Origin of the sequence: Streptomyces paromomycinus (genome assembly GCF_003865155.1) — a bacterium.
GTDB lineage: Bacteria > Actinomycetota > Actinomycetes > Streptomycetales > Streptomycetaceae > Streptomyces > Streptomyces chrestomyceticus.
Map to the genome: position 1 here is coordinate 7,577,951 of NZ_BHZD01000001.1, position 24,088 is coordinate 7,602,038.

Below are 24,088 nucleotides of genomic sequence, written 5' to 3' on the forward strand. Positions count from 1 at the left end.
GGTCCCGGCCACGGGCCCCGCCGGCACCGGCCTCACACCCCCGGACTCACCGAACTCATGTTGAAGTCCGGGACGCGCAGGGCCGGCATCGCCGCGCGGGTGAAGTAGTCGCTCCACTCCCGCGGCAGCGTCCGCTCCGTACGGCCCGCCTCCACCGCCCGCCCCAGCAGGTCCACCGGCGACTCGTTGAACCGGAAGTTGTTCACCGCACCGACCACCTCGCCGTTCTCGACCAGGTGGACACCGTCCCGGGTCAGCCCGGTGAGCAGCAGCGACGCCGGGTCCACCTCGCGGATGTACCACAGGCACGTCAGCAGCAGCCCCCGCTCGGTACCCGCCACCATCTCCTCCAGCGACCGGCTGCCGCCGCCCTCCAGGATCAGGTTGTCCACCCCCGGGGCCACCGGCAGCCCGGTCAGCCCGGCGCTGTGCCGGGTGGTCACCAGCCGCCGCAGCTCACCGTCGCGGACCCAGTCGGTCGGCTCCAGCGGCAGCCCGTTGTCGAACACGGAGGCGTCGTCGCCCGAAGCATGAGCCAGCACGAACGGCGCGCACTCCAACCCGGGGGCGCCCGGGTCGCTGCGCAGCGTCAGCGGCAGCTCCGCGACCTTCGACCCGACGAGCGTCTCACCGCCGGGCCGGGAGAAGACCGTACGGCCCTCCACCGCATCCCGGCCCGTCGCCGACCACTGCTGATACACGAGCAGGTCGGCGACGGCGGACGGCGGCAGCAGGGTCTCGTACCGCCCGGCCGGCAGCTCGACGCGGCGCGCCGCCCAGCCGAGCCGGGTGGCCAGTTCCGCGTCCATGGCCAGCGGGTCCGCGTCACGGAAGTCACGCGTCGACAGTCCCGCCCAGGCGGACCGGGTGCGGTCCGGGGTCTTGGCGTTCAGCTCCAGCGTCCCGGTGGGCTGGTCGTGCCGCAGCCGCAGCCCCGTGGACGAGCCGAGATAGGTCGACACGACCTCGTGGAACGCGAACCCGTACAGTTCCCGCCCCCCGTCCCCGGCCCGCTTGAACGACTCGCCCAGCGCCGGCGCGAAGGCGTCGAAGACCGCGGAGGACGTCTCGGCGGGAGCGTCGGTGAAGTCCTTCGCCGGCGCCGCGCCGGACACCAGCGGCGCGGCGTCCTCGGCCGGCCCGGCCGCCCGTGCGGCCGCCTCCGCCTCCCGCACCAGCGGCTCCAGATCCGCGGCGGTCACCGCGGTCCGCGACACCACACCGGACGCGGTGCCCTGCCCGCCGTCGACGGTGGCGACGACGGTCAGCGACCGCCCCCGGGTGACCCCGTTGGTGGTCAGCGCGTTACCGGCCCACCGCAGATTGGCACTGGACCGCTCCTCCGCGATGACCACACAGCCGTCCGCCCGGGACAGTTCCAGGGCCCGCTCGACGATCTCGTGGGGCGCGTTCCCCCGCGGCGTACGACTCCTCATCGGCCCGCCTCCCGTGCCGTGTTCAAGATACTGACGCCGGTGAACAGCGCCGACGGACACCCGTGCGACACCGCCGCAATCTGCCCCGGCTGCGCCTTCCCGCAGTTGAAGGCCCCTCCGAGGACGTACGTCCCCGGCCCGCCGACGGCCGCCATCGACCCCCAGAACTCCGTCGTACTTCCCTGATAGGCAACATCCCGGAGCTGCCCGCAAAGCTGGCCATCCCGGATGAGATATGCCCTCTGCTGGGTGAACTGGAAGTTCACCGGGGGAGCGGAGGGCATATCTCGCTGAGGGGTGTCTTTGCAGGTCAGACGCTGTTTCACGGTCCACCCTCAATCCCTGTTGATACTGGATGAAACCGGACTGTACGGGGTGTGGTGACGGCCTGGTGCCGACTTTTGGCGGGGCGCTGCGAAGCTTCCGACGCTAGATCGTAGACGCCTCAGCAGGCAGGCCGGCCCTCGGTCAGAACGGCAAGGTGAGCGCGAGCGGACTGGGAAAGACTGTCCAGCAGAGCCTTCCCCTTGGCCGCTGTTGCGAGGGATGGCTGACCGATGATGCCGTTGGTGGTGTACCCGGCCATGCCCAGCGTCAGCAGATGAGGACGGCTGGGAGCTGAGTGATCGTCCTGCTCGATCCCGTCGCGTACGAGGTGCGGAGCGCCGTGCAGGAGCAGGGAAACCTCGAACTCTCCTCCATGCATGTCGCCGGGACCATCGCTCTCCAGGCCGGCTTCCTGCCGCGCACGGGCCCGATCCTCACTGACGGGGAAGAGAGCCACGCGGGGGCCGTCCACGTTGGCCTCCTGGGCGACGTTCGACAGCACGTAGTTGCCACCGTGACCGTTGACGATCAGCAGACCCGGGACGCCGGATGCCTTCAGCGATCGCCAGATGTCGTTGACGACGGCGTACAGGGTCCCGGCGCTGATACTCACCGTTCCCGCCATGCCTGCCATACCTGCGTGCTCGTGGGAGCAGGAGACGGTGATGGGCGGGAGGAGGAAGAGCCCGTGATCGTCCGCGATCCGCTTGGCGATCATGCACGCTATGGCGGTGTCCGTGGTCAGGGGCAGGTGGGCGCCATGCTGCTCAAAGCTCCCCACGGGCAGTACGGCGATGGTCGGGCCCTTGCGGCGCTCGTCCTCGGACGTGGCCTGGGTGATCAGATCGTCCATGTCCTTAGCATCCCTCATGGTTTCCGGCCGAACTAGGTCGTAAGTCGGTCGCGAACGATCTGAAGGCGCTCGGTGAAGGCCGCTATGGCAGGAACCTTTTGACGTGTCGGGACGGCGCGGGCCACGGCCGTCAGCTCCGCGAGGGTCCGGGCCGAACCGGTCTGCGCGACGATCGCCAGAGCCTTGCCAGCGGCCTCCGCGCACGGCTCGGGCTCGCCGGCCTTGGCGTAGGCACGGGCGAGGCGCGCGAGGTAGACGCTGCGGTCGTTTCGGAAGACCTGGGGGAGGACTGCGATCTCCTCCTCGAAGAGGCGGATGGCGCGCGACGGGTCACCAAGATCGATCCAACAATTGGCGCGCTGGATCTCCACGTAGGTCGGGGTGCAGTAGGACGTGTCGAGGATGGCGTCGGGGTCGGCCTCGTACGTCTGCGACGCAAGCTCGTGCGCCTCGTCGAACTTGGTCAGTGCGGCCTGCGGGTCTCCTTGGAGCGCATGGCCGGCGGCCTCTTGCAGCGCCGCGAGCGCAGAGAGCTGGGGAGTCCTGTTCGGTACGTACTGTGCTGCCTGGGCCAGCCCGACGGCCCGCGCTGGGCTTCCCTGCGCGGCGGCCTGGTGGCTCTTGCGGAATAGCAGGTAGGACTGCATGTGATGATCAGCGGCTTCCTGTGCCCACTCCATCGAACGGTCAGACCAGTACGCCGCTGCCGTGAAGTCACCCAAATCCTGATAAAGCCACCCGAGAAATTCAGCGGTCTGGCTGCCCACATGTAGCAGCCTGCGGCGCACCGAACCATTGGCAGTGTCCAGGAGGCGGGCGATGGTCTTCGCATCGTGATTGACCGTGGCTAGCGGTTGTCTCGCCCCGAAGTAATTCGCACTTTTGTAGCGCTGAGGTAGCTGACTCTCAATGAGAGTCGCGGTGAACTCCGGATCGGCCAGGTCCTCGCCGGACGTCGCCACCCACAGATCATCAGCCGGCACAGGGCTCATGGCCGGGTCGGGCGGCGTCAGCAGGACGGCCTCCTTCGGCTCGCCGCTGCTGCCCTCCCAGCTTCGGCGCACGAGACCGAGCATCTGCCCAGGGATACGGAGCCCGTCGGCCACACGCTCGACAACCGCCATGTCCTTGATGATCCGCTGTCCCTGGATGACCTCGCCGACCCGGCTCGGTGTCAGGTCGCAGCGCCGCGCGATGAGAGCAGGGTAGAAACCTGCCCGTTTCACGATCTTGAAGATGCGCGAAAAGTCGCGTTCGTAGCACGCTTTGATCATTTCGGCGTCGTTCAAGATACGCGCGGGGAGATCTTGCGGCGGTTCGAACTTGGGCATGAGCGATGCTCCGATGGACTCAGCCTGGAACGCTGTGACGCTTCCCTCGCGATGTTACCCACCGTGGGTAATCACGCTGGTGTCGATTCCGGAACAACTGACCCTGATCCTGCTGCGTATGAAGTCCGATGCGACAGTGAGCAGTGGAGATTCGGCAGTGAGCCGATGGCCCCACAGCGCTCGCAGTGTCGGCCTGGCTCGCGCCGAGTTGAGTGGCCTGTTGATCAAATGGGGCCTGAGCACGGTGGCTGACGAAGTGCTGCTGGTGCTCTCCGAGTTGGTCACCAATGCGGTCAGGCACGGGCGCGCGACTGCCGAGCGCGAGATCGAGACGCGGTATTCCCGCGTACCGGATGGCGTCCGGATCGAGGTGCGCGACTGGGCGGACGAACGCCCGGTGATCCGCGTACCGAGCGATACGGGTGGTTGGGGCCTGTGCCTCGTCGGCGAGCTGTCCGCCCGCTGGGGCGTGGACGAACGCGCCGGGGCCGGGAAGTCCGTATGGGCCGTGGTGACGGCCCCTGAGGAAGGCTGAGCGTGATGGATGACCGACTGATGGCCTCTCGGGTACGTCGGGGAGACCAAGTACGGCTGCGGGGCCGGTTGCGGGAGGTGAAGGCGGTCCGTCCCGACCAGGCGTCTTCCCGGCGCCCCACGGTGGTCCTGGTCTTCAAGGAACACCCGTCGGAGCGGTTCACTGCCGACACCTGGCTCTGGGGACGCGACCGGAAGAGGTCGCGCTGATGGTGGTCAAGGCGATCTACAGGTTCGTGGACTGGGTGTTGCAACTCGACACGTCGGGCAGTCCGCCGATCTTCGAGATGAAGTGCATGAAGTGCGACGCGGTCTCAGGAGCCTTCGAGGACCCGGCGCCGGCGCAGAACTGGGCGCTGAAGCACGCGGGCCGCGAGGGCCACACCCTCTTCCAGGCCGTAAACCTCTCGTACTTCCGAGCGACGGCGGTAGAGGAGACCCGGTGATACGCCAGGGGTGGAGGAACGCGCGCCGGGGGCTCCGATGGGCCGCAGGGATGGCTGACGAAGCAGCCCTCCGAGCGCAAGAGCAGTGGTGGCGACACGTGGCCGACCGAAGGTTGTTCCGCCTCTTCGACCGCGAGCGCGCCCGGCTGACGGCGTCGAGCGCACGAGGGTGCCAGCGTTGCGCGCGGTGCTGCTCGTCCCCAAGGACGTACCTCGTCAAGAAGGAGCGGGGCTGACCCCTGGCGTAGCCCCGGTCGGGCTGGCCGGGACCGGCCAGTACCTGCTCTTGAACTCCCCTGGTGATCGCAGGCTGTGCGGCTCCGTTGCTCCGCAGGGTCGTGCAGGCTAACGGTCATGTCACCGGGGGCGGCGGTCCGGCTCTGCGCTTCGTTCAGGGCCGGACCGTGATCGACAACCCAAGATGCAAGACCGGGCCACCCCTCGCCTGGACAGCTTCCGGGGTGACCCGGGTGGGGTTGCTGGCAACCCCGGTGCCGATGGTACCGGGGTTGCCGTGATGCGCATGTGCGGTTGCCCTGCTTGATCAGTGATCCGGTGAGCAGGGAAGGGACTTGAGTCGATGGACGCCTTCGGCGGCGAGGGGTTGGCAGACCACGGGTTCGACCCTGACGAGACGGTGTGGGTCAGAGGCGTGGACTACGTAGCAGGCTGGCGCGAGGCCCACGACGCCGGCGCGGCCCTGTCGGAGGCGCTGGCTGCAGCCGGAATCGACGTGGCAAGCGTCAGGGCGCAGGCTCACGCCCGACCGGACGGCTCCGGGGAGGTCACCTTGAAGCTACCAACGGAGACGGCCCGGCAGACAACGGAGCTGTTGTGGGCGATGTCGCGGTGGGGCAGGGCGAGTTGAGCGAGCTTCCTCCGGATCGCTAACCGGGGAAGTGACGTATCGCTGTGAGACACGTAAGCCGGAAGCGGCACAGGGCAACTGTTGCGACGTAGCAAGTGTGCGGCTGGGAACCATGGGGCATCCAGGGTGCAAGCATGTTGCCGTGGCGTGGGCGCGTGTCTTGGCGGAAACAGGATGGGGGAGGAAATGTCCAATGGTCCGGCGTGGTTGGCAGCAGCAGCCGGCGCTGCGGGTGCTGGTGCAGCGTGGTTCGCTGCGGTGAATGGTGTGCGCACACTACTTCAAACGCGACGCGACAGTATAAGCAGAAGTAGGCCGATGGTCGCGGCGGAGTTCCGCGACGCACTGCCATCCCGCGGCACTTTGTACCTTGTGATCCGGAACTACGGCCCGTCGGTGGCGAAGAATGTACGGGTTAGTTTTGACCCCGAAATACCTGACCCTGCCCCTAACGCTGCCCGAGAGAGCGTAGTGCCCTTCCTGAAGAGTCGCTATGCAAGGACAATTCGTATGTTGATGCCAGGGGTAGAACTCCGCAACATCTATTACGTGGGTGAGTCGCAGGACGGTCGCTTCGTCAACTCAGAACCCACGCCAGAGCGAGTCACGGTTACGATCTCGTATGAGTCGGCTGACGGGAAGCAGGATTACGTAGACTCCTTCGATCTCGATGTAGAGCTAATGCGAGGCGAAACGTGGGTCACCTCATCGCTCTCCATGGAGTCTCAGGTTAAGGAAATTCGTGCTTCCTTGAAAGGTATTGCCAAATCGATGCAGGGCGTTGATCGCACTCTCCACTCAGAGAGTCGAAAGGCGAGCAATGGAGACGCGTGATGACTTCGAAATCTAGGCGCATTGTAGAGAAAGGTGCCGTAGATGCAATTGCTGCAGCGATCGCCACAGGCGCCGGGGTTGCCGTCGGCGGCCCTGTCGGTGGAATCACGGGGGCTGCTTCTGCTCCAGTGCTGAGTTCTGCTGCCGAGGCGCTGATCGAACATGTCCAACGTCGTAGGTTGCGCCGAAGCGGGGAGGTCCTGAGGAACGTTGCGCACGTGCTCGGTACGGATGAAAGCTCGGTAGTGGATCGTCTGGTCTCCGACGACGGACTATTGGAGTTGGCGAGTCGAGTCATCCTAGCGGCGCAGGACATTTCTTTGGAACGGAAGAGATATGCCCTTGCTCGTGCACTAGCAGCTGCCGTGGCAGATGAGCGTCCTGCGACTCTTGATATCTCTGGGCTAATCGCAACGGCCATTACTGGTCTCGATGCGCCGCATATTAGGATGATGGCCATTCTGGAAGGTGCGGTACCCATCTCTGCTCAACCTGATGACAGTATCCGGTACGGTATGCGACTATCGGAAATAACCCAACAAGATTCGGGCTTGACGGAGGGGGCGTATGCCATTCTTCGGAAACTGATTTATTTGGGTGTGGTCGAGGATGCTACAAACGGAATGACATATCTAGATAGTTCACGTACATACGCCTTGTCTGATCTCGGTCGAAAGGTGCTCGAAACGCTGCGAGATGACTCGACCGCAGGGTCCTGATTTACGGAGGGCATCCTGGCGAGGTCGGCGGAGCGGCTTTGGGCGGGAGCTGCTTTGGGGCGAGTGATCATGGCCCCGTAAGCTGATGGCGCGTCGGGCGGTCTGTGGACCTGCCCGGTGAAGCACGACGTTGGGGCCGTGATCTTAGAGGCTCGCCCCAAAGTGGCTGCCTAAAGCCGTGGAGCCGACCGGCCCCAGCCACGACGTGCCTCTTCTCTGAGATCAGGTGGCTGGTCGCTGTGTGCGCGGGCGGGCGCCGGCCGGGCTGGAGCGGGGCGGAGACACGAGCGCAGGCCCGGACGGGGGCCGGGCCGCGCGCGGGGAGCGGAGCGAGCCGCCTTGAGGAAGTAGAGATAGTTTTCGACGCGTTGTGCTGCCGGGTCAGTCCGGGACGGAGTGCAGGGCGCGGGGGCTGTCGGCGGTGACGCGGAAGGCGAACTGAGCCTGGTGGCCGTTGGTGCGGAGTTCTTCGAGGAGCAGGGGCTCCAGGTCGGTGCCATGGGTGACGGCCAGAAGATGCACTACCGGGGTGGCATCGGGGAGTTCGAGGGCTGAGCGTTCGTCGGCTAGGGGCATACGGGCTCGTACGGTCTCGGTCCAGGTGAGTTTGTGCCCGGCAGCGGTGAGGGCTGCGTAGATGTCTGTTGGTGAGGCGTCGGGGGCTTCGGCCAGCGAAGGCGCGGTGTCTGCGGTGGCGAAGGGGATCAAGGTGCGGTGCAGGGCGCGGGTGCCGGTCTTCGGGTGGCGTAGGACGCGGTCGCAGGCGAAGAGTTCTTCGTCTTCGGGCAGGCCGAGCGGGGGACCGGTGACGGTCGTGGTGCGAGTCCGGTAGACGGTCGGCGGGGCGGTCTCTTCCCAGATGGCTTGGGGGGTGGTGAAGGTCTTGCCCTTGCGGGTGACGGTCCGTTTGATGGTCAGGGGTGGGGCGGGGACGGCCTTCACGTACGAGCCCTTGCCGTGGATGACCTCGATGAGCCCCTCGGCCTTGAGCAGGGACACGGCCTTGCGGACCGTGGGCCGGCTGACTCGGTAGCGATCGATGAGCTGCGCCTCGGAGGGGAGCGGGGTGCCGGGCTTGAGTTCGCCGGATGCGATGGAGCTGCGCATCTCGGCCGCGAGCTGCTGGTAGAGCGCTCCGGGGCGCTGCATCGAATCGTCCATGCCGGGCTTCTTCCTCGTCGTCAGCGATCTTCATGACGTTACCTGACGTCACTCGTAAGCATAAGTTCTTGCCTGCGGGCGTCAAGGTGTGCATAGTCGTAACTCGTAAGCACGAGTGACGTCAGGTGACGTCTTCGGTGTTCTTCGAGTGCTCTAGGAGTGACAGCCCAATGCAGGCGATACCGGTGGACACGTCGCGGCTTGGCGTTCTGCGCTGTGCCGTTGAACCGGAACCCAAGATCAGTAACTACGAGACCAAGGAGGTCAAGAGGGATAGGGAGGGCAACACGATCTACACCGTGGCCGCGACCGTGCGGCAGGAGGGGCGCCGCATCTCGGTGATCGAGATAGCTGTGGCCGGGGAGCCGAAAGGGATCAAGGAGGGGCAGGAGATCCGGGTCACCGGGCTGGAGGCGTTCTCCTGGGCCATGGGGGAACGGCACGGCATTAGCTTCCGTGCTGAGGCCATCACGCCCGTCCAGCCGGCCGCCACTACGGCCTTACCGGGCAAGGGTGGGGGTGCTTGATGGGAGCGATCCTGCTTGCCTTCGCGCTTGCCGCGCTCGCCTGGCTCCTGGTGTTCGGCCGCTGGCTGGAGGAGAACCGTCCGGCCTGGCACTGGTACCTGACCGGCTACCCCGTCACCGCTCTGCGGGTGCTGTTCACCTGGCGCAAGGTTGCCGACCTGAACGGTCTGGCGGTTAGCGACCGGCCCGCCAGTCGCGTAATCAAAGGGCTGGAGGTCCGGGGCGAACCACTGCGTACCAAGGCACCGCGGATCTCCTTCCCCCGGGCCATGTCCAACGGGCTGGAGGTGGTGGTGCGGCTGCATCCGGGCCAGGCGCCGGCCCGGTACTTGGAGATCGCGGAGACCTTGGCGCACACCTGGCGGGTGCACGCCGTACGCGTCACCTCGTCCGAACGTGGCCTCGTCCATCTGTCCGCCACGGCTCGGGACCCGTTGGAGCGCCCCGGCATCGTCTCCGCCCCGTCCGCGCCGATGAGTGCTGTGCTCGGGGCTCTGGAGAGTGGCGGTGCCTGGATCATGGATCTGCTTCAGGTGCCGCACTGGCTGATCACGGGGGCCACGCAGTCGGGCAAGTCGACGTTGATAGCCAGGTTGATCAAGGAGTTGGCGCCTCAGCGGGTCGCGCTGGTCGGCATCGACTGCAAGGGCGGTATGGAGCTGGGGCTGTTCGCCGATCGTCTGTCCGCCTTGGCCACCTGCCGACGCGAAGCGGTTGCTGTTCTCGGTGCCCTGGTTGTCGACCTTCAGGGGCGGATGCGGCGCTGCCGGGATGCGGGGGCGCGTTCCATCTGGGAGCTGCCGCCCAAGCGGCGGCCCATCCCCATCGTCGTCATTGTCGATGAGCTGGCGGAGCTGTATCTGTCCGACGGCACGAAGATCAGTCGGGCGGAGATCGAGCAGTGCTCCACCTACCTGTTGCGGCTGGCTCAGCTCGGCGCGGCCCTGGGGCTGCACCTGGTCCTCTCCGGGCAACGGGTCGGCTCCGATCTCGGTCCCGGCGTCACGGCCCTTCGGGCGCAACTCGGCGGGCGAATCTGCCATCGGGTCCACGACTCCGGGACAGCCGAGATGACGCTCGGCGACCTCAACAAGGACGCAGTGGCCGTGGCTCAGTCCATCACCGCTGCCGAACGTGGCGTTGCCGTTTGCACCGGAACGGACGGGGGCTGGGTGCGAGCCCGTTCTCACCTGACCACCACCGAGGAAGCGCGTAACGCGGCGGCGAAGCACGCGGCGAGTACGCCACTGCTGCCCGGCGCGGCCCGCGCCCTGGTTGCCCTTCAAGGCGAGGAGTCCGGCACATGAGCGAAGCGACCTCGATCCCGTTCGCGGTGGTCTTCGGGATCATCACCATCCTCTTGATCCGCTCCCGTGACGTGAAGTTCTGGGAGGCCGTGGCCATCGGCCTGTTCGGCCTCTACGTCGGTCAGACCCCGCTCGTCTTCACCATCGGCGGGATCGTCAACTGGGTCTTCTCCGGGTTTCAGCACACCTAGGAAGGCCTCGTATGCCGATGCGTCGCGTGCGCTGCCCTGTGTGCAAGGGCGAGCGGTCCCGAAAGACCCGCTCCGGGCGGTGGCGGCGCTGCCGCTGCTGCCGGGGCACCGGCACCATCCGCTGACCTGCACCACCACCGACCACACGAGGAGTGATTGCCATGGACGGTTCCGCCCCAGCCATCCACCGTGCCGCTGCGGCGGCCTACCTGGGGAGGTCCCCGCCATCAACCCCGACATCGCTTCGGCTGGCCGGCGCGCCGTACTCGAACGGGCGGCGCGCCTCGGCCGGCTCTCCGAGACTGACCGTGACGCCATCCGCATCGTCCAGGGTCCTCAGTTTCCCCGCTGGCTGGACCAGGTCACCGCTACTGGTGGCTGCGCAAATCCGATCCATCTGGCCGGAGCCACCACCGTCCGGGACGCGGCAACCGGCGAGATCCTGCACCACTACGACACCCGCTGTGAGCCAGGGGAGCGACTGCTCGTCCGCTGTCGAAACCGCCGCGCCAGAGTCTGCGCGCCTTGCTCCCATATCCACGCCGGCGACACCTTCCACCTCGTCCGTGCCGGGCTCGTCGGTGGCAAATCCGTCCCCGCCGACGTTCGGCACCACCCTCGGCTGTTCGTCACCCTGACCGCCCCCTCCTTCGGCCCCGTGCACCGCGCCACTACAGACGGGGCACGCTGCAGCCCCCGCCGGGACGCGCAGCACTGCGAGCACGGTCACCTCCTAGGCTGTCCAGCCGTTCACGCGGAGTTGGACCCTCTGGTTGGTCAGCCGCTGTGCCCAGCCTGCTACGACTACACCGGACACGTCCTGTGGCACGCGCAAGCAGGGCGGCTGTGGAAGGCGTTCACCGACAACCTCCACAACCACCTCGCGGCCCGCATCGGTCTGACCCGTACCGGTCTGCGCCGGACGGTACGCATCTGCCATGCGAAGATCGCCGAACTCCAGCGGCGCGCGGCGGTCCACCTCCACGCTGTGCTCCGCCTCGACAGCGCGGACGGCCGGGCTGTGGCGCCCCCAGCTTGGGGCATCGCTGATCTTCTCGTTTCCGTCATCCACTCCGCTGCCCGTGCGGTCTGTCTCAGCTCCCCCTACAGCCAGGCTGTGGGGCAGTACGAGCTGCGCTGGGGAGCCCAACTCGACGCGCGCCCGCTCGAAGCCTGTGACACCACCGATGGACCGGATGCCGATGCGGTGGCGGCGTACGTCGCCAAATACGTGACCAAGGGTGCCGCCGACACCTTGGCCGGCGCTGACCACCGGCTGAAAAGTATCCGAGAGATCGACGCGATACCGGCCACGGCCCACTCGCGCACCCTTATGCGCACTACTTGGCGCCTCGGCGGCCTGCCTGAATACGCGTCCCTGAACCTCAGGTCCTGGACCCACACACTCGGATTCCGTGGCCACATCCTCACCAAATCCCGGACGTACTCCACCACGTACTCGGCGCTGCGTGAGGCCCGTGCCAAACATCGGAGTTCAATCAGCCAATCTGCTGCTGCTGATAACGCGATCACTGCACGCGACTGGCGCTATCTCGGCTCCGGTCACACCCCCGGCGGCGCCCTCATCACGGCAGGCATCGCCCAAGACGCGGCCCGCAATCTCGTCATCGCGAGGGAGGAGCTGACCAGCAGAAAGGGAGAGGGAACGTGAGGGGCGGCAGCAATTTGCTGATGACTCCGGCGGAGGCTGCTGTGGAGCTGGGCGTGACCAAGCGTGTCCTCATGGACTCGTACCGGCGCTGGGGCATCCCGTATCTGAAGGTCGGCAAGCATGTCCGGTTCCGAACTCGCGACCTGCACCACTGGGTTGACGCCCGGATGAGGGCTGACTAGCTTCCCGGCCAATCGCTGACCCATCAACATGCAGGAGGTGAACATCCGTGGCGACGATCAAGAAAGAAGACTGCCCTTGCCCTCGGCGCAAGAAGGCAACGTGTCCACACAAGCCGTACCGGGTGACGTACCGCGAACCCGGTGGGCGAGCAGGAAAACTCCGACAGGTTTCGTTCAAGAAGTCGGAAGACGCTGAGGCGTTTGCGGTCAAGGTCGAACGGGACAAGGACTTAGGGACGTACGTCAATCCCAAAGGCGGGATGCGGCCGTTCGAAGAGATCTGGCGCGAGTGGGTGGATGCGGGCACGCTGGAAGAATCCTCGAAGCGGAACTATCACAGCGTCTACGAGAATCACTACGGGCCGTTCTTCGGTAAGAAGCCCATCGGCAGTATCACTCCGTCAATGATCCAAGAATGGGAGGCGAACCAGCGGGAGAGGGGATACAAGGGTTCTGGGATCTCCGGACGGAAGAACGTCCTCTCCTCCGTGTTCAACTACGCGGTAGCCGCTGAAATCATCGGCCGGAATCCGTGCAAGAAGGCGAACCCCCGCAGGCGTTCCGGCCAGTTCCTCACTCCCGTCACCGATGACGACATTCCGAGCATGGAAGAGGTCTTGGGGATCATCGCGGAGACTCCCAAAATCATCCGGGCCGGCTTCTGGGCCATGGCGGGCTGCGGCACACGCCCCGGTGAGTCCCTGGCGCTCGCCGAAGAGTCGATGGACTGGGAGCGCGGCATCCTGGCCGTGGACCACCAGGTCTCGGCGTACGGCTGCCAGGGGATCTCGGGCTATCGGCGAGGGGTGAAGCGGGGGACGAAGCACCGTACCTTCGAGGAGGCGAGGAAGGCCCCGGTGCCCGAGTCGGTCAACGAGATCTTCAACGATCACGTCGATGCCTTCGGGACGTGGGGGGACCGGGGCTGGTTCTTCGAGTCCCCCCGGCTGAACGACCGCCACCCGTCGTACGACTGGTTCCTGAACCAGTTCAAGGCGGCGGCCAAGGCCGCGGGGACTCCCCGATACACGCCCAAGAGCTTCCGGCACTTCTTCGTCTCGGAGGCCATCCACGCGGACATTCCGCTGTTCGAGGTCGCGGCCTGGGTGGGGCATCGGAGTACGAGGACGACGGAGCTGGTGTACGGGCACCTCGTCCGTAGGGCGATGGAACGAGGTGCCCGGACCATGCACAACCGCTTGGGGCTGGGCCTGGCGCCCTTCAAGGGACTGATTGCTCCGCCTCGGCTGACTCCGGACGAGGGGTCCGTGGACGACTGGGATGAGGTCGCGTAGTCGGAACTGCGTAGAGAACCACGTGACGGCGTGTCGACCTGGTGTTGACTTCGCGAGTCCCCGGCGATCTTGATTCGACTGCCTACGACCGCCCGGACTCACCGGAGGTGTTCAAAATATTTACACTCCGGAACATCGCCGCCGGACACCCGTGCGACACCGCCGCGATCTGCCCCGGCTGCGCCTTCCCGCAGTTGAAGGCCCCTCCGAGGACGTACGTCCCCGGCCCGCCGACGGCCGCCATCGACCCCCAGAACTCCGTAGTACTTCCCTGATAGGCAACATCCCGGAGCTGCCCGCACAGCTGGCCGTCCCGGATGAGGTAGGCCCTCTGCTGGGTGAACTGGAAGTTGTACCGCTGCATGTCGATCGACCAGGACCGGTCCCCGACGACGTAAATGCCGTGCTCCACCCCGGAGATCAGGTCGCGGGTGGACGGGCCCTTCGGGGCGGGCTGGAGGGAGACGTTGGCCATGCGCTGTACGGGGACGTGGGCGGGGGAGTCGGCGAACGCGCAGCCGTTGGAGCGGGGGAAGCCGGTGAGCGCGGCGGTGCGGCGGTCGAGCTGGTAGCCGACGAGGGTGCCGTTTCTGATGAGGTCCCAGGACTGGGCGGCGACGCCCTCGTCGTCGTAACCGATGGTCGCCAGGCCGTGTTCGGCAGTGCGGTCGCCGGTCACGTTCATCACCTCGGAGCCGTACGCCAGCGTGCCGAGCTGGTCGAAGGTGGCGAAGGAGGTGCCCGCGTACGCCGCTTCGTAGCCCAGCGCGCGGTCCAGCTCGGTGGCGTGGCCGATCGACTCGTGGATGGTCAGCCACAGGTTGGACGGGTCGACGACCAGGTCGTAGCGGCCGGGTTCGACGCCCGGCGCGCGCAGCTTCTCGGCGAGGTGGTCCGGCATCCGGGCCAGCTCGGCGTCCCAGTCGTAGCCGCCGTCGGTCAGGTACTCCCAGCCGCGGCCCACCGGCGGGGCGAGGGTGCGCATCGAGTCGAACTCGCCGGTCGCCGGGTCCACGGCCACCGCCGTCAGCTGCGGCTGCACCCGTACCCGCTGCTGGGTGGTGCCGGTGCCCGCGGTGTCCGCGTAGAACTTGTTCTCCTGGACGGTCAGCAGCGAGGCGTCGGCATGTGCCACGCCCGGTGCGGCCAGCAGCCGGGCGCTCCAGTCCGCGAGCAGGCCGGTCTTGTCGGCGTCCGGTACGTCGAACGGGTTGATCTCGTACGAGGAGATCCATGTACGGTCCGGATATGCGGGCTCGTCCGCCAGCTCGACGCGTTCGGTGGCGCCCGCCGCCTCGATGACCTTGGCGGACAGCTTCGCCATCGCCACCGCCCGGCCCGCCACCCGCGCCGCGGCGTCCATCGTCAGGTCGACGCCGGACGCGAACCCCCAGGCCCCGTTGTGCACCACGCGCACCGCGTAGCCCAGGTCCGTGGTGTCGGACGCCTCCGAGGGCCGGGCGTCCCGCAACCGCCAGGACGCGCTGCGCACCCGCTCCAGGCGGAAGTCCGCGTGGGCGGCGCCCAGCGCCCGGGCCCGCGCCAGCGCGGCGTCGGCCAGCGCGTGCAGCGGCAGCGCGAGGAAGGTCTCGTCGATCGAACGAGGTGTGACAGGCAAGGCGTCCTCCCGTGGTCGGCGCCATGAATCATGCCCTGCCCGGAGCCCCCGGCCCACCCCGTCGGAGGATCCCCGGGGCGGCGCCTTCTGTAGGGACCCGACAGTGACCGGCGTGCGCGCCTGTCCGGGCTCGATTCTCCGTACGAGGCCGGTGACCGATAGTTTCGTAGCGAACGCAGGTCGGACAGGACACGGAAAGGGTGATCTCTTGAGCCGCTCGGTTCTGGTCACCGGAGGCAACCGCGGCATTGGCCTCGCCATCGCCCGGGCCTTCGCCGAGGCAGGCGACAAGGTCGCCATCACCTACCGCTCGGGGGAGCCGCCCGAGGGATTTTTGGCCGTGAAGTGCGACATCACGGACGCCGAGCAGGTCGAGCAGGCCTACAAGGAGATCGAGGAGAAGCACGGCACGGTCGAGGTGCTGGTGGCCAACGCCGGCGTCACCCGCGACCAGCTGCTGATGCGGATGTCCGAGGAGGACTTCACCTCGGTCCTCGAAACCAACCTCACCGGCACCTTCCGGGTGGTCAAGCGCGCCAACCGCGGCATGCTGCGGGCGCGCAAGGGCCGGGTCGTGCTGATCTCGTCCGTCGTGGGCCTGCTGGGCTCCGCGGGCCAGGCGAACTACGCCGCCTCCAAGGCCGGGCTGGTGGGCTTCGCCCGCTCGCTCGCCCGTGAGCTGGGCAGCCGTAACATCACCGTCAACGTCGTCGCGCCCGGTTTCGTCGACACCGACATGACCCGCGCGCTCACCGACGAGCAGCGGGAGGGCATCGTGAAGCAGGTGCCGCTGGCGCGCTACGCGCAGCCCGAGGAGATCGCCGCCTCGGTCCGCTTCCTGGCCTCCGACGAGGCCGCGTACATCACCGGAGCCGTCATTCCCGTCGACGGCGGATTGGGCATGGGTCACTGATCAGCATGAGTGGAATCCTCGCAGGCAAGCGCATTCTGGTCACCGGGGTCCTCACGGACGCCTCGATCGCCTTCCACGTCGCCAAGCTGGCGCAGGAGGAGGGTGCCGAGGTCGTGCTGACCGGGTTCGGCCGGCTCTCCCTCGTCGAGCGCATCGCCAAGCGGCTGCCGAAGCCCGCTCCGGTCATCGAGCTGGACGTGCAGAACAAGGAGCACCTGGACGGCCTGGCCGCCAAGGTCACCGAGCACTTCGGCGACGACCAGCTCGACGGTGTCGTGCACTCCATCGGGTTCGCCCCGCAGGACGCGCTGGGCGGCAACTTCCTGAACACCGAGTGGGAGTCGGTCGCCACGGCCGTCGAGGTCTCGGCGTACTCCCTCAAGGCCCTGACCATGGCGCTGCTCCCGCTGCTGGAGAAGCGCGGCGGCTCGGTCGTCGGCATGGACTTCGACGCGCAGATGGCCTGGCCGAAGTACGACTGGATGGGCGTCTCCAAGGCGGCGCTGGAGGCCACCTCCCGCTACCTGGCCCGTGACCTGGGCCCGAAGAACATCCGCTGCAACCTGGTCTCGGCGGGCCCGATCAAGTCGATGGCCGCCCGCTCGATCCCCGGTTTCGAGGAGCTGACGGACGTGTGGTCCACCCGCGCCCCGATCGGTTGGGACCTCACCGACCCGGAGCCGGCCGGCCGCGGCGTCGTCGCGCTGCTCTCGGACTGGTTCCCGAAGACCACCGGCGAGATCGTGCACGTCGACGGTGGCGTGCACATGATGGGCGCCTGACGCCCGTAAGAGCCCACAACGCTGCCCGCCCCGGTCCGCCGGGGCGGGCAGCGTGTGTTGCACGGGCGCTGTACGGGGCTCAGCCGCCGGTCCCGGAGCCGAGCCGGCAGCCGAAGGGGTGGGCGCTCGCCTCGTTCGCGGCCCGCTCGTCGTCCCCCGCGCGGATCGCCGCCACCAGCCGCGCGTGGTCCACGTGGGCCTCGGGCCGCAGCACGTCGCCCACGTCGGCGCGCAGGAACTCCCGCAGTACGCCCCCGAGGTCGGCGTACAGCTCGGCCAGCACCTCGTTGTGCGAGGCCGCGACGACCGCCATGTGCAGCGTCGCGTCGGCCTCCACGAACGCCGTCGCCGCGCCGGACTCCCAGGCCCGCTCGCGCCGCTCCAGCGCGGCGTCGAGCTGCCGCAGGTCCTGGTCGGTGCGGCGCCGGGCGGCCAGCCGGGCCGCCGCCGCCTCCAGCGCGCTGCGCAGCTCCGCCACGTGCCCGGGGTCGGCGTCCGCGAAGCGGCGGTTCATCACCCCGGCCAGTTCGCTGGTCGCGGCCACGTACGTGCCCGACCCCTGGCGGATGTCCAGCAGGCCGTTGTGCGCCAGGGCCCGTACGGCCTCGCGGACGGTGTTGCGGGCCACCCCGAGCTGTTCGACCAGTTCGGGCTCGGTCGGAATGCGGGAGCCCACCGGCCATTCGCCGGAGGTGATCTGCGCCCGCAACTGGGTGATCACCTGGTCCGCCAGCGCGGAGCGCCGGGGCGAGGTCAGTGGCATGTCAGCGCTCCAGAAGGACGGGAACCGGAAGTCCGGCAGGGGGCACCGCGAGAGGATAGCGAGCGCCGGGGCCGGGGGACCGGGGGCCTGGGCGCGAATTCACTGGACAGGCATTCATCCCATGATTCTATGATGCTGTCCATGACAGACGACTCCCTCGCGACCCTCGGCCCCGGCACCGGGGCCCCGGACACCCCGCCGGAGCGGCACCCGGCCCAAGGGTCCGGGCCCGCCGCGGCGCCGGAGCCGGCCCGCGCCCCGGCCGTCCGGCGAGGGCTGCCGTTCCTCATGGTCGCCGGCCTGGCCCTGGCCGCCCTCAACCTCCGCCCCGCCATCACCAGCCTCGGCCCGCTCATGGAAGAGGTCCGGTCCGGCCTGGGCATGAGCGCCACCGTGGCCGGGCTGCTCACCTCCGTACCCGCCCTGTGCTTCGCGGTCTTCGGCACCGCCGCCCCGCGGCTGGCCCGGCGCTTCGGCCCGGGCGCGGTCGTCTGCGCGGGCATGGCCGCGATCGCCGTCGGTGTCGTCGTACGGCCCTACACCGGCAGCACCGCCGGCTTCCTCGCCGCCACCGCGCTGGCCCTCGCGGGCATCGCGGTCAGCAACGTCCTGCTGCCGGTGGTGATCAAGACCTGGTTCCCGGACCGGGTCGGCCCGCTGACCGGCCTGTACTCGATGGCGCTCGCCCTGGGCAGCGCACTCGCCGCGGCGCTGACCGTCCCCGTCACGGCCGTACTCAGCGGCAGCTGGCAGTCCGGGCTCGCGGTGTGGGCGGTGCTCGCCGTCCTCGCCGTCCTGCCCTGGCTCACGGTCGTCCGCGGCCGCCGGGCGGCGGACGGTACGGGCGCCGGGCGGCCCGCCGCCCCGGCCGCCACGCTGCGGGTGAGCACCTCGCCGACCGCCTGGGCGCTGGCCGTCTTCTTCGGCCTCCAGGCCACCGCCGCCTACATCACCATGGGCTGGATGGCGCAGATCTTCCGCGACGCCGGGGTCCCGGCGGGCACCGCGGGCGTGCTGCTCGCCGTCACCATGGCGATCGGCATACCGCTGTCCTTCGTCCTGCCGCGGGTGGCCGCCCGGATGCGCAACCAGGGGCCGCTGGCCGTCGGACTCGGCCTGTGCGGGCTGGCCGGTTACGCCGGACTGTGGCTGGCCCCGGCCTCCGGAGCCTGGGTCTGGACGCTGCTGATGGGCATCTCCAACTGCTCCTTCCCGCTGGCCCTCACCATGATCGGGATGCGCTCGCGCAGCGCCGAAGGCGTCGTACGGCTGTCCGCCTTCGTGCAGAGCGTCGGCTACCTGATCTCCATCCCCGGGCCGCTCCTGGTGGCCGCGCTCTACCAGCACAGCGGCGGCTGGGGGCAGCCCATCGCGCTGATGGCCGGGCTGATGGTGCCCCAGATGGCCGTCGGAATGCTCGCGGGCCGGGACCGCCGGATGGAGGACGAGGCCGAGGTGCGACACTGAAGCCATGCCAGTGCTCGAACCGAATCCGCCGGGCGGACAGAAGAAGCTGCTCATCGTCCTGGGCGCGATGCTCGCCGTGACCGCCGTCATCGCCGTCATCGCGAGCCTCGCCTCACCCTGACGCACCCCGGCGCGCCGGTCCTGCCGTACGGGGTGGGGACAGCCCCACCGTCCCCTAGGGGGCCAGGGTCAGGGGCAAGTGGGTGGCGTACCGGATGGGAACGGCCCCCGAGGGACCGTAGGTTCGGAGCACACCGTGCCGCTGCGGTGGGCGCGGCCGCACCACGCGGCCGCGTCGTCCCCGCCGAAGCCCCCGGAGGCCACCGATGTCCGCCGTCTCCAGCAGGCCGTCCGTCCCCCGCCGCCCGGGCGCGCGCACGGGCCTGTCCTGGTGGGCCGTGGCCCTCGCCGTGGTCTCCTTCGTCGCGCTGCTCGCCGTCATGACGGCACCGTCCACGGCGCACGCGGTGAGCGCGTCCCAGGAGCTGGCGCCCGTCCTGGAATTCCTCGCCCGCCTCGTCGGCATCGGCGGATGAGCCCGGTGACGGCGGCGTCCCGCAGGAGCGTTCACCCTGCGGAGGGAGCGCCTCAACACCTCGCGCCCCGCGCTGCGTTTCGTGCGAAGCTGGACACATGAGCGCCGAAACACCTCGCCGGATTGTCCTGCTCCGCCATGCCAAGGCCGACTGGTCGCAGGAGAGCGACCACGAGCGCCCCCTCGCGGAGCGAGGCCGTAAGGACGCCCCGGTCGCCGGTCACTGGCTGGCCGGAGCCGGGATCACCCCCGACCTGACCCTGTGCTCGACCGCCGCGCGTACGCGCGAGACCTGGAAGCTCGTCGTGGGCGAGCTGCCGCAGCGCCCCCGGACCGTCTACGAGGAGCGGCTGTACGAAGCCTCCCTCGGCGAACTGATCGCCGTGCTGAACGAGACCTCCGAAGACGTGCACGACCTGATGCTGGTCGGCCACAACCCCGGGATGCACGGCCTCGCCGACGCGCTGGCGGGCGAGGCCGAGGGCGACCTGCTGGCCCGGATGAACCGCAGCGGCTTCCCGACCTCCGCGGTCGCCGTGCTGACCTTCACCGGCTCCTGGAAGGCTGTCGAGCACGGCGTCGGCCGCCTGGTGTCCTTCTGGGCGCCGCACGCCTGACCCGGTGACCCGGCCGCACCGAACGGACGAGGGCTCCGGCGCCGTGTGCGCCGGAGCCCTCGTGCGTGTCCGGAGGGAGGGGCAGGCACTCAGCCGTCGTGCGGGCCCGGCGGGAGAGACGGCTCCCGGTCGTCGTGCGGGCCCGGCGGAAGAGGCAGCCCTCAGTCGTCGTGCGTGTCCGCCGCCTCGACCTCTTCGCGGGTGATGCCCAGCAGGTACAGCACGGTGTCCAGGAACGGCACGTTCACCGCCGTGTGCGCGGCCTGGCGCACCAGCGGCTTGGCGTTGAAGGCGACGCCCAGACCCGCCGCGTTCAGCATGTCCAGGTCGTTGGCGCCGTCGCCGATCGCGACGGTCTGCGCCAGCGGCACACCGGCCTCGTGCGCGAAGCGGCGCAGCAGCCGGGCCTTGCCCGCCCGGTCCACGATCTCGCCGGTCACCTTGCCCGTGAGCTTGCCGTCCACTATCTCCAGCGTGTTGGCGGACGCGAAGTCCAGCCCCAGCTCCTCCTGGAGCGCGTCGGTGACCTGGGTGAACCCGCCGGACACGACACCGACTTGGTAACCCAGGTGCTTCAGGGTGCGTACGAGCGTCCGCGCGCCGGGAGTCAGCCGTACCTCCTTGCGCACCAGCTCCACCACCCCCGCGTCCAGGCCCTTCAGCAACGCGACGCGGGCGTGCAGCGACTCCTCGAAGTCCAGCTCGCCGCGCATCGCCGCCGCGGTGACCTCGGCGACCTCCTGCTCGCAGCCCGCGTGCGCCGCGAACAGCTCGATGACCTCGTCCTGGATGAGGGTGGAGTCGACGTCCATGACGACCAGCCGCTGCGCCCGGCGCTGCAACCCCGAGGCGACCACCGCGACATCCACGCCGAGCGCGGCCGCCTCGGTGGCCAGCGCGGTGCGCAGCGGCTCGGTCGGGGTGCCGGAGACCGCGAACTCGACGGCGGTGACGGGGTACTTGGCGAGCCGGAAGATACGGTCGATGTTGCCGCCGGTGCCGGTGATCGCGGCGGCGATGGCGGCGGTGGACTCCGCGGTGAGCGGGTGGCCGAGGACGGTGACGTGCGAGCGGCCGGTGCCGCGCGGCCGGTTGTCGCCGATGCCGGAGATGATCTCGGCCTGGAGGTTCAGCGACTCGGCCCAGCTGTGCACGGTGGCCCGCAGGTCGCCCTCGGTGACGCCGGACGAGCCGCCGGCCGGGACGGGGGAGGTGATCAGGACGCACAGCACAATGCGGCCCCGGGTGACCACCTGCTCGATGTCGACGACGTCGACGGAGTAGGCGGCGAGAGTGTCGAAGAGCCCGGCGGTGATGCCGGGCCGGTCCTTGCCGAAGATCTTGACGAGAAGGGTCGGTACGTCGTCGCCCGGTACGGCGGTGGCAGGCGGGATCTGCGATGCGCTCATGGTGCTCTTACGGTAACCGGACCGCGCCGGCCGCCGTACAGGTGTCCGTGGTACGGACGGCCTCCTGCTCGGCGCCCGGCCCGGCCTCCCTGCTCAGCGCCCTTCTCCTGGCTGTCCGGGGGGTGGCGGGCCTTGGGGCGGATCTTGAGGTGGCCCATCAGGCGGCCTCTCGGGCGTCCCCTCGGCCGGGTCCTCGCGCCGCTGCCGCGGCCTGCCGCGCGGCTTCGGCGGCACCGGGGGACGCGGGGGAGGCGGCGGCCGGTGCCCGTCGCCCACCGTGGGGTGGGACTCGGGCGGCGGAGGGGCCTCCGGCGGCCTGCTCCCGGGGCGGCGGGCCGTCGGTGCCGCGTGCCCGGCGGGCGGCGGGTTCCAGTCCCGGGTGTGCGGGGGCTGCTCCGGCGGTGGCGGCCAGGTCTGGGTCTCCGGCAAGGGCCCCTGCGGTGGCGTCGGCCAGCTCTGCCTGCGCGGCGGCTCACCGGCCGTCGACGGCCTGCCGGAGGGCGCCCCGGGAGAGGCCCCGGGCGGCTCCGCCTCCTGCGGCGGGCGCATGTAGGGGTTGGTGTCGGCGTGCGGCGGCCGGTAGGCGGGGGAGGGGGTGTACGGGCCGGGCCGGTAGGCGGCGTCGGGGTAGTCCTGGGTGCCGGGACGCCCGTAACCCTGCATGCGGGCGTTCTGCGTACGAGCGTCCTGCTCCCGGGAGCCCTGGGTACGAGGATCGTGCGTACGGGCATCCTGCGTACGGGCCCCGTGCCTCCCGCCCTCCTCCCGTACGTACTCCCGCCCGCCCTCCAACGACGCCGCTGGTCCGGGCAGCCGTACCGCCCGCCGCCCCGCGGCCCCGGTGGCGCACGCCAGCAGCCCGCCCAGCAGGCCCGCCGCCGCCCCCCACACCGCCCCCAGCGCGAACGCCGCCGGCACGCTCCCGCGCAGCTCCAGCCCCGCGCCGAAGGCGTCGAACCCGAAGACGGACAGACTCGCGTTGGCCGAGACGCCGGTCAGGTGGACCCACAGCGGCAGTGTCAGCGCCGTCAGCCCGCCCGGTCCGGCCGCGCACCGCAGGGCGAACGGCAGCGTCCGGACGCCCTCCCGTGGCGTACGGACCGCCGTGAGCACGCCCGCGAGCAGCATCAGCAGCGCGGCGGCCACCGGCAGCAGCCACACCCGGCCGTCCAGCTCGGCGAGCCGTCCGACGGTCACCTGGATGTCGTCGCGCCCGTCGAGCAGCCGGTCCACGGGGTCGGGCAGGAACCGGGTGAGGACGCCGGACGCGCTGCCGTGCCAGGGGACGAACAGGCCGAGCGGGATGCCGAGCCAGACGCCGTTCGGGGCGGCGAGCAGCGCCGCGCCCAGCACGCGCCCTGGGTGGTCGTCGCCGACGGCCGCGTACCCGGCTGCCGCCAGGCCCGCGGCCACCGCGACCAGCGCCACCGTGACCAGCGCCGACGCGGCGGGCCGTACGAAGCGGTGGGCCGCCTCCAGCGCACGGGGCAGCGGTGCCCGCCGGGCCGCCAGCACCGTGATGACCAGTACCCCCAGCACCCACACCGCGCCGCCGGCGAGGGAGGCGCCGGTGTTCACCGCGAACCCGACGGACGCCTCGGCGCCGATGAGATCGGCGATCCGACCGGGCAGCCCGCCGTTGTCGTCGCCGCCGTCGCCGATCCCGAGGTCCCCCAGGCCGTCGCGCAGCCGGTCCAGCAGTCCGCCGTCGCCGCTGCCGCCGCCCGAGCCGCCGCCCCCGCCGCCGAGCAGCCCGCCCAGTCCGGCCAGCGTCTTGCCGTCGATCGTCACGGAGCCGTGTCCGGCCCAGGCCAGGAAGGCCAGCAGGGCGACGAACAGCCCTGCCGTCGCGCCGGCCCGGGCGGCCAGTTCGCCCCACCCGATCGTCGCGCCGGCCCGGCGCAGCGAGCGGGCGAACACCCAGCCCAGCACCAGGGCACCCACCAGTCCCACGCCCAACGGGGCGAGGTCGACGGCGGACCGGGCGGCCTGCCCCTCCAGCCCGAAGGCGCTCACATCGCCCGACGGCGTCACCGAACCGCCCACGGCCAGCACCACTGCCGCGGCCGTCAACGGCCCGAGCGACGCCGCCGAGTCGGCGCCCAGCAGGTGCAGCCCCAGCGCGGCCACCCCGGCCATCGCCAGGAACGCCCAGCTGACCGCGGCGACGGCGGACAGCGCCACATCGCCCCAGCGGATTCCCGCGGTCCTCGCGGCGGTCATCGGCAGCCCCCCGATCCGAGACGGGTCGCCCCGAACGCGCGCGATGCCATGATCCGTACGCATCCATGGGCATCCATG

At 69.5% G+C, this 24,088-nt stretch carries 24 protein-coding genes and 1 pseudogene; 16 read left to right on the forward strand and 9 right to left on the reverse strand.

Annotated elements, in window-relative coordinates; all coding sequences use genetic code 11:
* Nucleotides 1-32 precede the first annotated feature (32 nt).
* From OEIGOIKO_RS32630 to OEIGOIKO_RS41910, 4 genes and pseudogenes are all read right to left on the reverse strand, one after another.
* On the reverse strand, nt 33-1,436 hold the full coding sequence (locus OEIGOIKO_RS32630; RefSeq protein ID WP_125057054.1) for a metallopeptidase TldD-related protein: 1,404 nt from the start codon (nt 1,434-1,436) through the stop codon (nt 33-35).
* A pseudogene (locus OEIGOIKO_RS32635) lies at nt 1,433-1,699 on the reverse strand (TldD/PmbA family protein); the annotation flags it as partial. The pseudogene OEIGOIKO_RS32635 and the gene OEIGOIKO_RS32630, both read right to left, overlap by 4 nt.
* 182 nt (nt 1,700-1,881) lie before the next feature.
* A complete protein-coding gene (locus OEIGOIKO_RS32640; RefSeq protein WP_125057055.1) occupies nt 1,882-2,616 on the reverse strand; it encodes a creatininase family protein in 735 nt (244 codons plus the stop codon).
* 32 nt (nt 2,617-2,648) lie between these two features.
* Nucleotides 2,649-3,947, reverse strand: a complete 1,299-nt coding sequence (locus tag OEIGOIKO_RS41910; RefSeq protein WP_170251935.1) for a tetratricopeptide repeat protein — start codon at nt 3,945-3,947, stop codon at nt 2,649-2,651.
* Between the two features lie 79 nt (nt 3,948-4,026).
* On the opposite strand from OEIGOIKO_RS41910, the gene OEIGOIKO_RS32655 reads away from it, so the two are divergent.
* The 4 genes from OEIGOIKO_RS32655 (at nt 4,027) to OEIGOIKO_RS32670 (ending at nt 7,348) form a co-directional block, all read left to right on the forward strand.
* Nucleotides 4,027-4,482: an ATP-binding protein gene (locus OEIGOIKO_RS32655; RefSeq protein ID WP_246177693.1), complete on the forward strand. Its 456-nt coding sequence runs from the start codon at nt 4,027-4,029 to the stop codon at nt 4,480-4,482.
* A 208-nt stretch (nt 4,483-4,690) separates the two neighbouring features.
* Nucleotides 4,691-4,927, forward strand: coding sequence for a DUF7848 domain-containing protein (locus OEIGOIKO_RS32660; protein ID WP_125057058.1), 237 nt, complete (start codon nt 4,691-4,693; stop codon nt 4,925-4,927).
* Between the two features lie 580 nt (nt 4,928-5,507).
* Entirely contained in the window at nt 5,508-5,795 is a 288-nt protein-coding gene (locus OEIGOIKO_RS32665; RefSeq protein ID WP_125057059.1) for a hypothetical protein, read from the forward strand.
* An 833-nt stretch (nt 5,796-6,628) separates the two neighbouring features.
* A complete protein-coding gene (locus tag OEIGOIKO_RS32670; RefSeq protein ID WP_125057060.1) occupies nt 6,629-7,348 on the forward strand; it encodes a hypothetical protein in 720 nt (239 codons plus the stop codon).
* 381 nt (nt 7,349-7,729) lie between these two features.
* Here OEIGOIKO_RS32670 and OEIGOIKO_RS32675 read toward each other — a convergent pair whose 3' ends face one another.
* Entirely contained in the window at nt 7,730-8,509 is a 780-nt protein-coding gene (locus OEIGOIKO_RS32675) for a GntR family transcriptional regulator (RefSeq protein WP_125057061.1), read from the reverse strand.
* Nucleotides 8,510-8,679: 170 nt separating this feature from the next.
* On the opposite strand from OEIGOIKO_RS32675, the gene OEIGOIKO_RS32680 reads away from it, so the two are divergent.
* The 6 genes from OEIGOIKO_RS32680 (at nt 8,680) to OEIGOIKO_RS32705 (ending at nt 13,683) form a co-directional block, all read left to right on the forward strand.
* A complete protein-coding gene (locus OEIGOIKO_RS32680) occupies nt 8,680-9,036 on the forward strand; it encodes an SCO3933 family regulatory protein (RefSeq protein WP_125057062.1) in 357 nt (118 codons plus the stop codon).
* Nucleotides 9,036-10,343, forward strand: coding sequence for an FtsK/SpoIIIE domain-containing protein (locus tag OEIGOIKO_RS32685; RefSeq protein ID WP_125057063.1), 1,308 nt, complete (start codon nt 9,036-9,038; stop codon nt 10,341-10,343). The genes OEIGOIKO_RS32680 and OEIGOIKO_RS32685 overlap by 1 nt, the downstream gene beginning before the upstream one ends.
* Nucleotides 10,340-10,534, forward strand: a complete 195-nt coding sequence (locus tag OEIGOIKO_RS32690) for a hypothetical protein (protein WP_125057064.1) — start codon at nt 10,340-10,342, stop codon at nt 10,532-10,534. Before OEIGOIKO_RS32685 ends, OEIGOIKO_RS32690 begins: the two co-directional genes overlap by 4 nt.
* A gap of 79 nt (nt 10,535-10,613) precedes the next feature.
* Nucleotides 10,614-12,206, forward strand: coding sequence for a replication initiator (locus OEIGOIKO_RS32695; protein ID WP_359872295.1), 1,593 nt, complete (start codon nt 10,614-10,616; stop codon nt 12,204-12,206).
* A gap of 20 nt (nt 12,207-12,226) precedes the next feature.
* Nucleotides 12,227-12,388, forward strand: coding sequence for a helix-turn-helix domain-containing protein (locus OEIGOIKO_RS32700; protein WP_125057065.1), 162 nt, complete (start codon nt 12,227-12,229; stop codon nt 12,386-12,388).
* A gap of 47 nt (nt 12,389-12,435) precedes the next feature.
* Nucleotides 12,436-13,683 carry a tyrosine-type recombinase/integrase gene (locus OEIGOIKO_RS32705; protein ID WP_125057066.1) on the forward strand — a complete coding sequence of 416 codons (1,248 nt, stop codon included), beginning with the start codon at nt 12,436-12,438 and terminating at the stop codon, nt 13,681-13,683.
* An 82-nt stretch (nt 13,684-13,765) separates the two neighbouring features.
* On the opposite strand, the gene OEIGOIKO_RS32710 is transcribed toward OEIGOIKO_RS32705, so the two are convergent.
* Nucleotides 13,766-15,301, reverse strand: coding sequence for a TldD/PmbA family protein (locus OEIGOIKO_RS32710; RefSeq protein WP_125057067.1), 1,536 nt, complete (start codon nt 15,299-15,301; stop codon nt 13,766-13,768).
* Between the two features lie 208 nt (nt 15,302-15,509).
* Here OEIGOIKO_RS32710 and fabG point away from each other — a divergent pair, with 208 nt between their 5' ends.
* Both fabG and fabI read left to right on the forward strand, forming a co-directional pair.
* Nucleotides 15,510-16,214: a 3-oxoacyl-[acyl-carrier-protein] reductase gene (gene fabG / locus OEIGOIKO_RS32715; RefSeq protein ID WP_031010395.1), complete on the forward strand. Its 705-nt coding sequence runs from the start codon at nt 15,510-15,512 to the stop codon at nt 16,212-16,214.
* Nucleotides 16,215-16,219: 5 nt separating this feature from the next.
* Nucleotides 16,220-16,996, forward strand: coding sequence for an enoyl-ACP reductase FabI (fabI, locus tag OEIGOIKO_RS32720; RefSeq protein WP_030021378.1), 777 nt, complete (start codon nt 16,220-16,222; stop codon nt 16,994-16,996).
* 79 nt (nt 16,997-17,075) lie between these two features.
* On the opposite strand, the gene OEIGOIKO_RS32725 is transcribed toward fabI, so the two are convergent.
* The gene (locus tag OEIGOIKO_RS32725; RefSeq protein ID WP_125057068.1) at nt 17,076-17,759 is read right to left on the reverse strand and encodes a FadR/GntR family transcriptional regulator; all 684 of its coding nucleotides are present in this window, start codon (nt 17,757-17,759) and stop codon (nt 17,076-17,078) included.
* Between the two features lie 141 nt (nt 17,760-17,900).
* Between OEIGOIKO_RS32725 and OEIGOIKO_RS32730 the strand changes: the two genes are divergently transcribed.
* The 4 genes from OEIGOIKO_RS32730 to OEIGOIKO_RS32740 all read left to right on the forward strand — a co-directional run bounded on the left by OEIGOIKO_RS32730 (nt 17,901) and on the right by OEIGOIKO_RS32740 (nt 20,378).
* Nucleotides 17,901-19,226, forward strand: a complete 1,326-nt coding sequence (locus OEIGOIKO_RS32730; RefSeq protein WP_125057069.1) for a CynX/NimT family MFS transporter — start codon at nt 17,901-17,903, stop codon at nt 19,224-19,226.
* A 4-nt stretch (nt 19,227-19,230) separates the two neighbouring features.
* Nucleotides 19,231-19,347: an SGM_5486 family transporter-associated protein gene (locus OEIGOIKO_RS43615; RefSeq protein WP_275126387.1), complete on the forward strand. Its 117-nt coding sequence runs from the start codon at nt 19,231-19,233 to the stop codon at nt 19,345-19,347.
* A gap of 205 nt (nt 19,348-19,552) precedes the next feature.
* Nucleotides 19,553-19,762: a hypothetical protein gene (locus OEIGOIKO_RS32735; protein ID WP_125057070.1), complete on the forward strand. Its 210-nt coding sequence runs from the start codon at nt 19,553-19,555 to the stop codon at nt 19,760-19,762.
* A 97-nt stretch (nt 19,763-19,859) separates the two neighbouring features.
* On the forward strand, nt 19,860-20,378 hold the full coding sequence (locus tag OEIGOIKO_RS32740) for a SixA phosphatase family protein (protein WP_125057071.1): 519 nt from the start codon (nt 19,860-19,862) through the stop codon (nt 20,376-20,378).
* Nucleotides 20,379-20,539: 161 nt separating this feature from the next.
* On the opposite strand, the gene serB is transcribed toward OEIGOIKO_RS32740, so the two are convergent.
* Both serB and OEIGOIKO_RS32750 read right to left on the reverse strand, forming a co-directional pair.
* Nucleotides 20,540-21,787: a phosphoserine phosphatase SerB gene (serB, locus tag OEIGOIKO_RS32745; protein WP_031010382.1), complete on the reverse strand. Its 1,248-nt coding sequence runs from the start codon at nt 21,785-21,787 to the stop codon at nt 20,540-20,542.
* 93 nt (nt 21,788-21,880) lie between these two features.
* The gene (locus OEIGOIKO_RS32750; RefSeq protein WP_125057072.1) at nt 21,881-24,010 is read right to left on the reverse strand and encodes a streptophobe family protein; all 2,130 of its coding nucleotides are present in this window, start codon (nt 24,008-24,010) and stop codon (nt 21,881-21,883) included.
* Between the last annotated feature and the right edge of the window lie 78 nt (nt 24,011-24,088).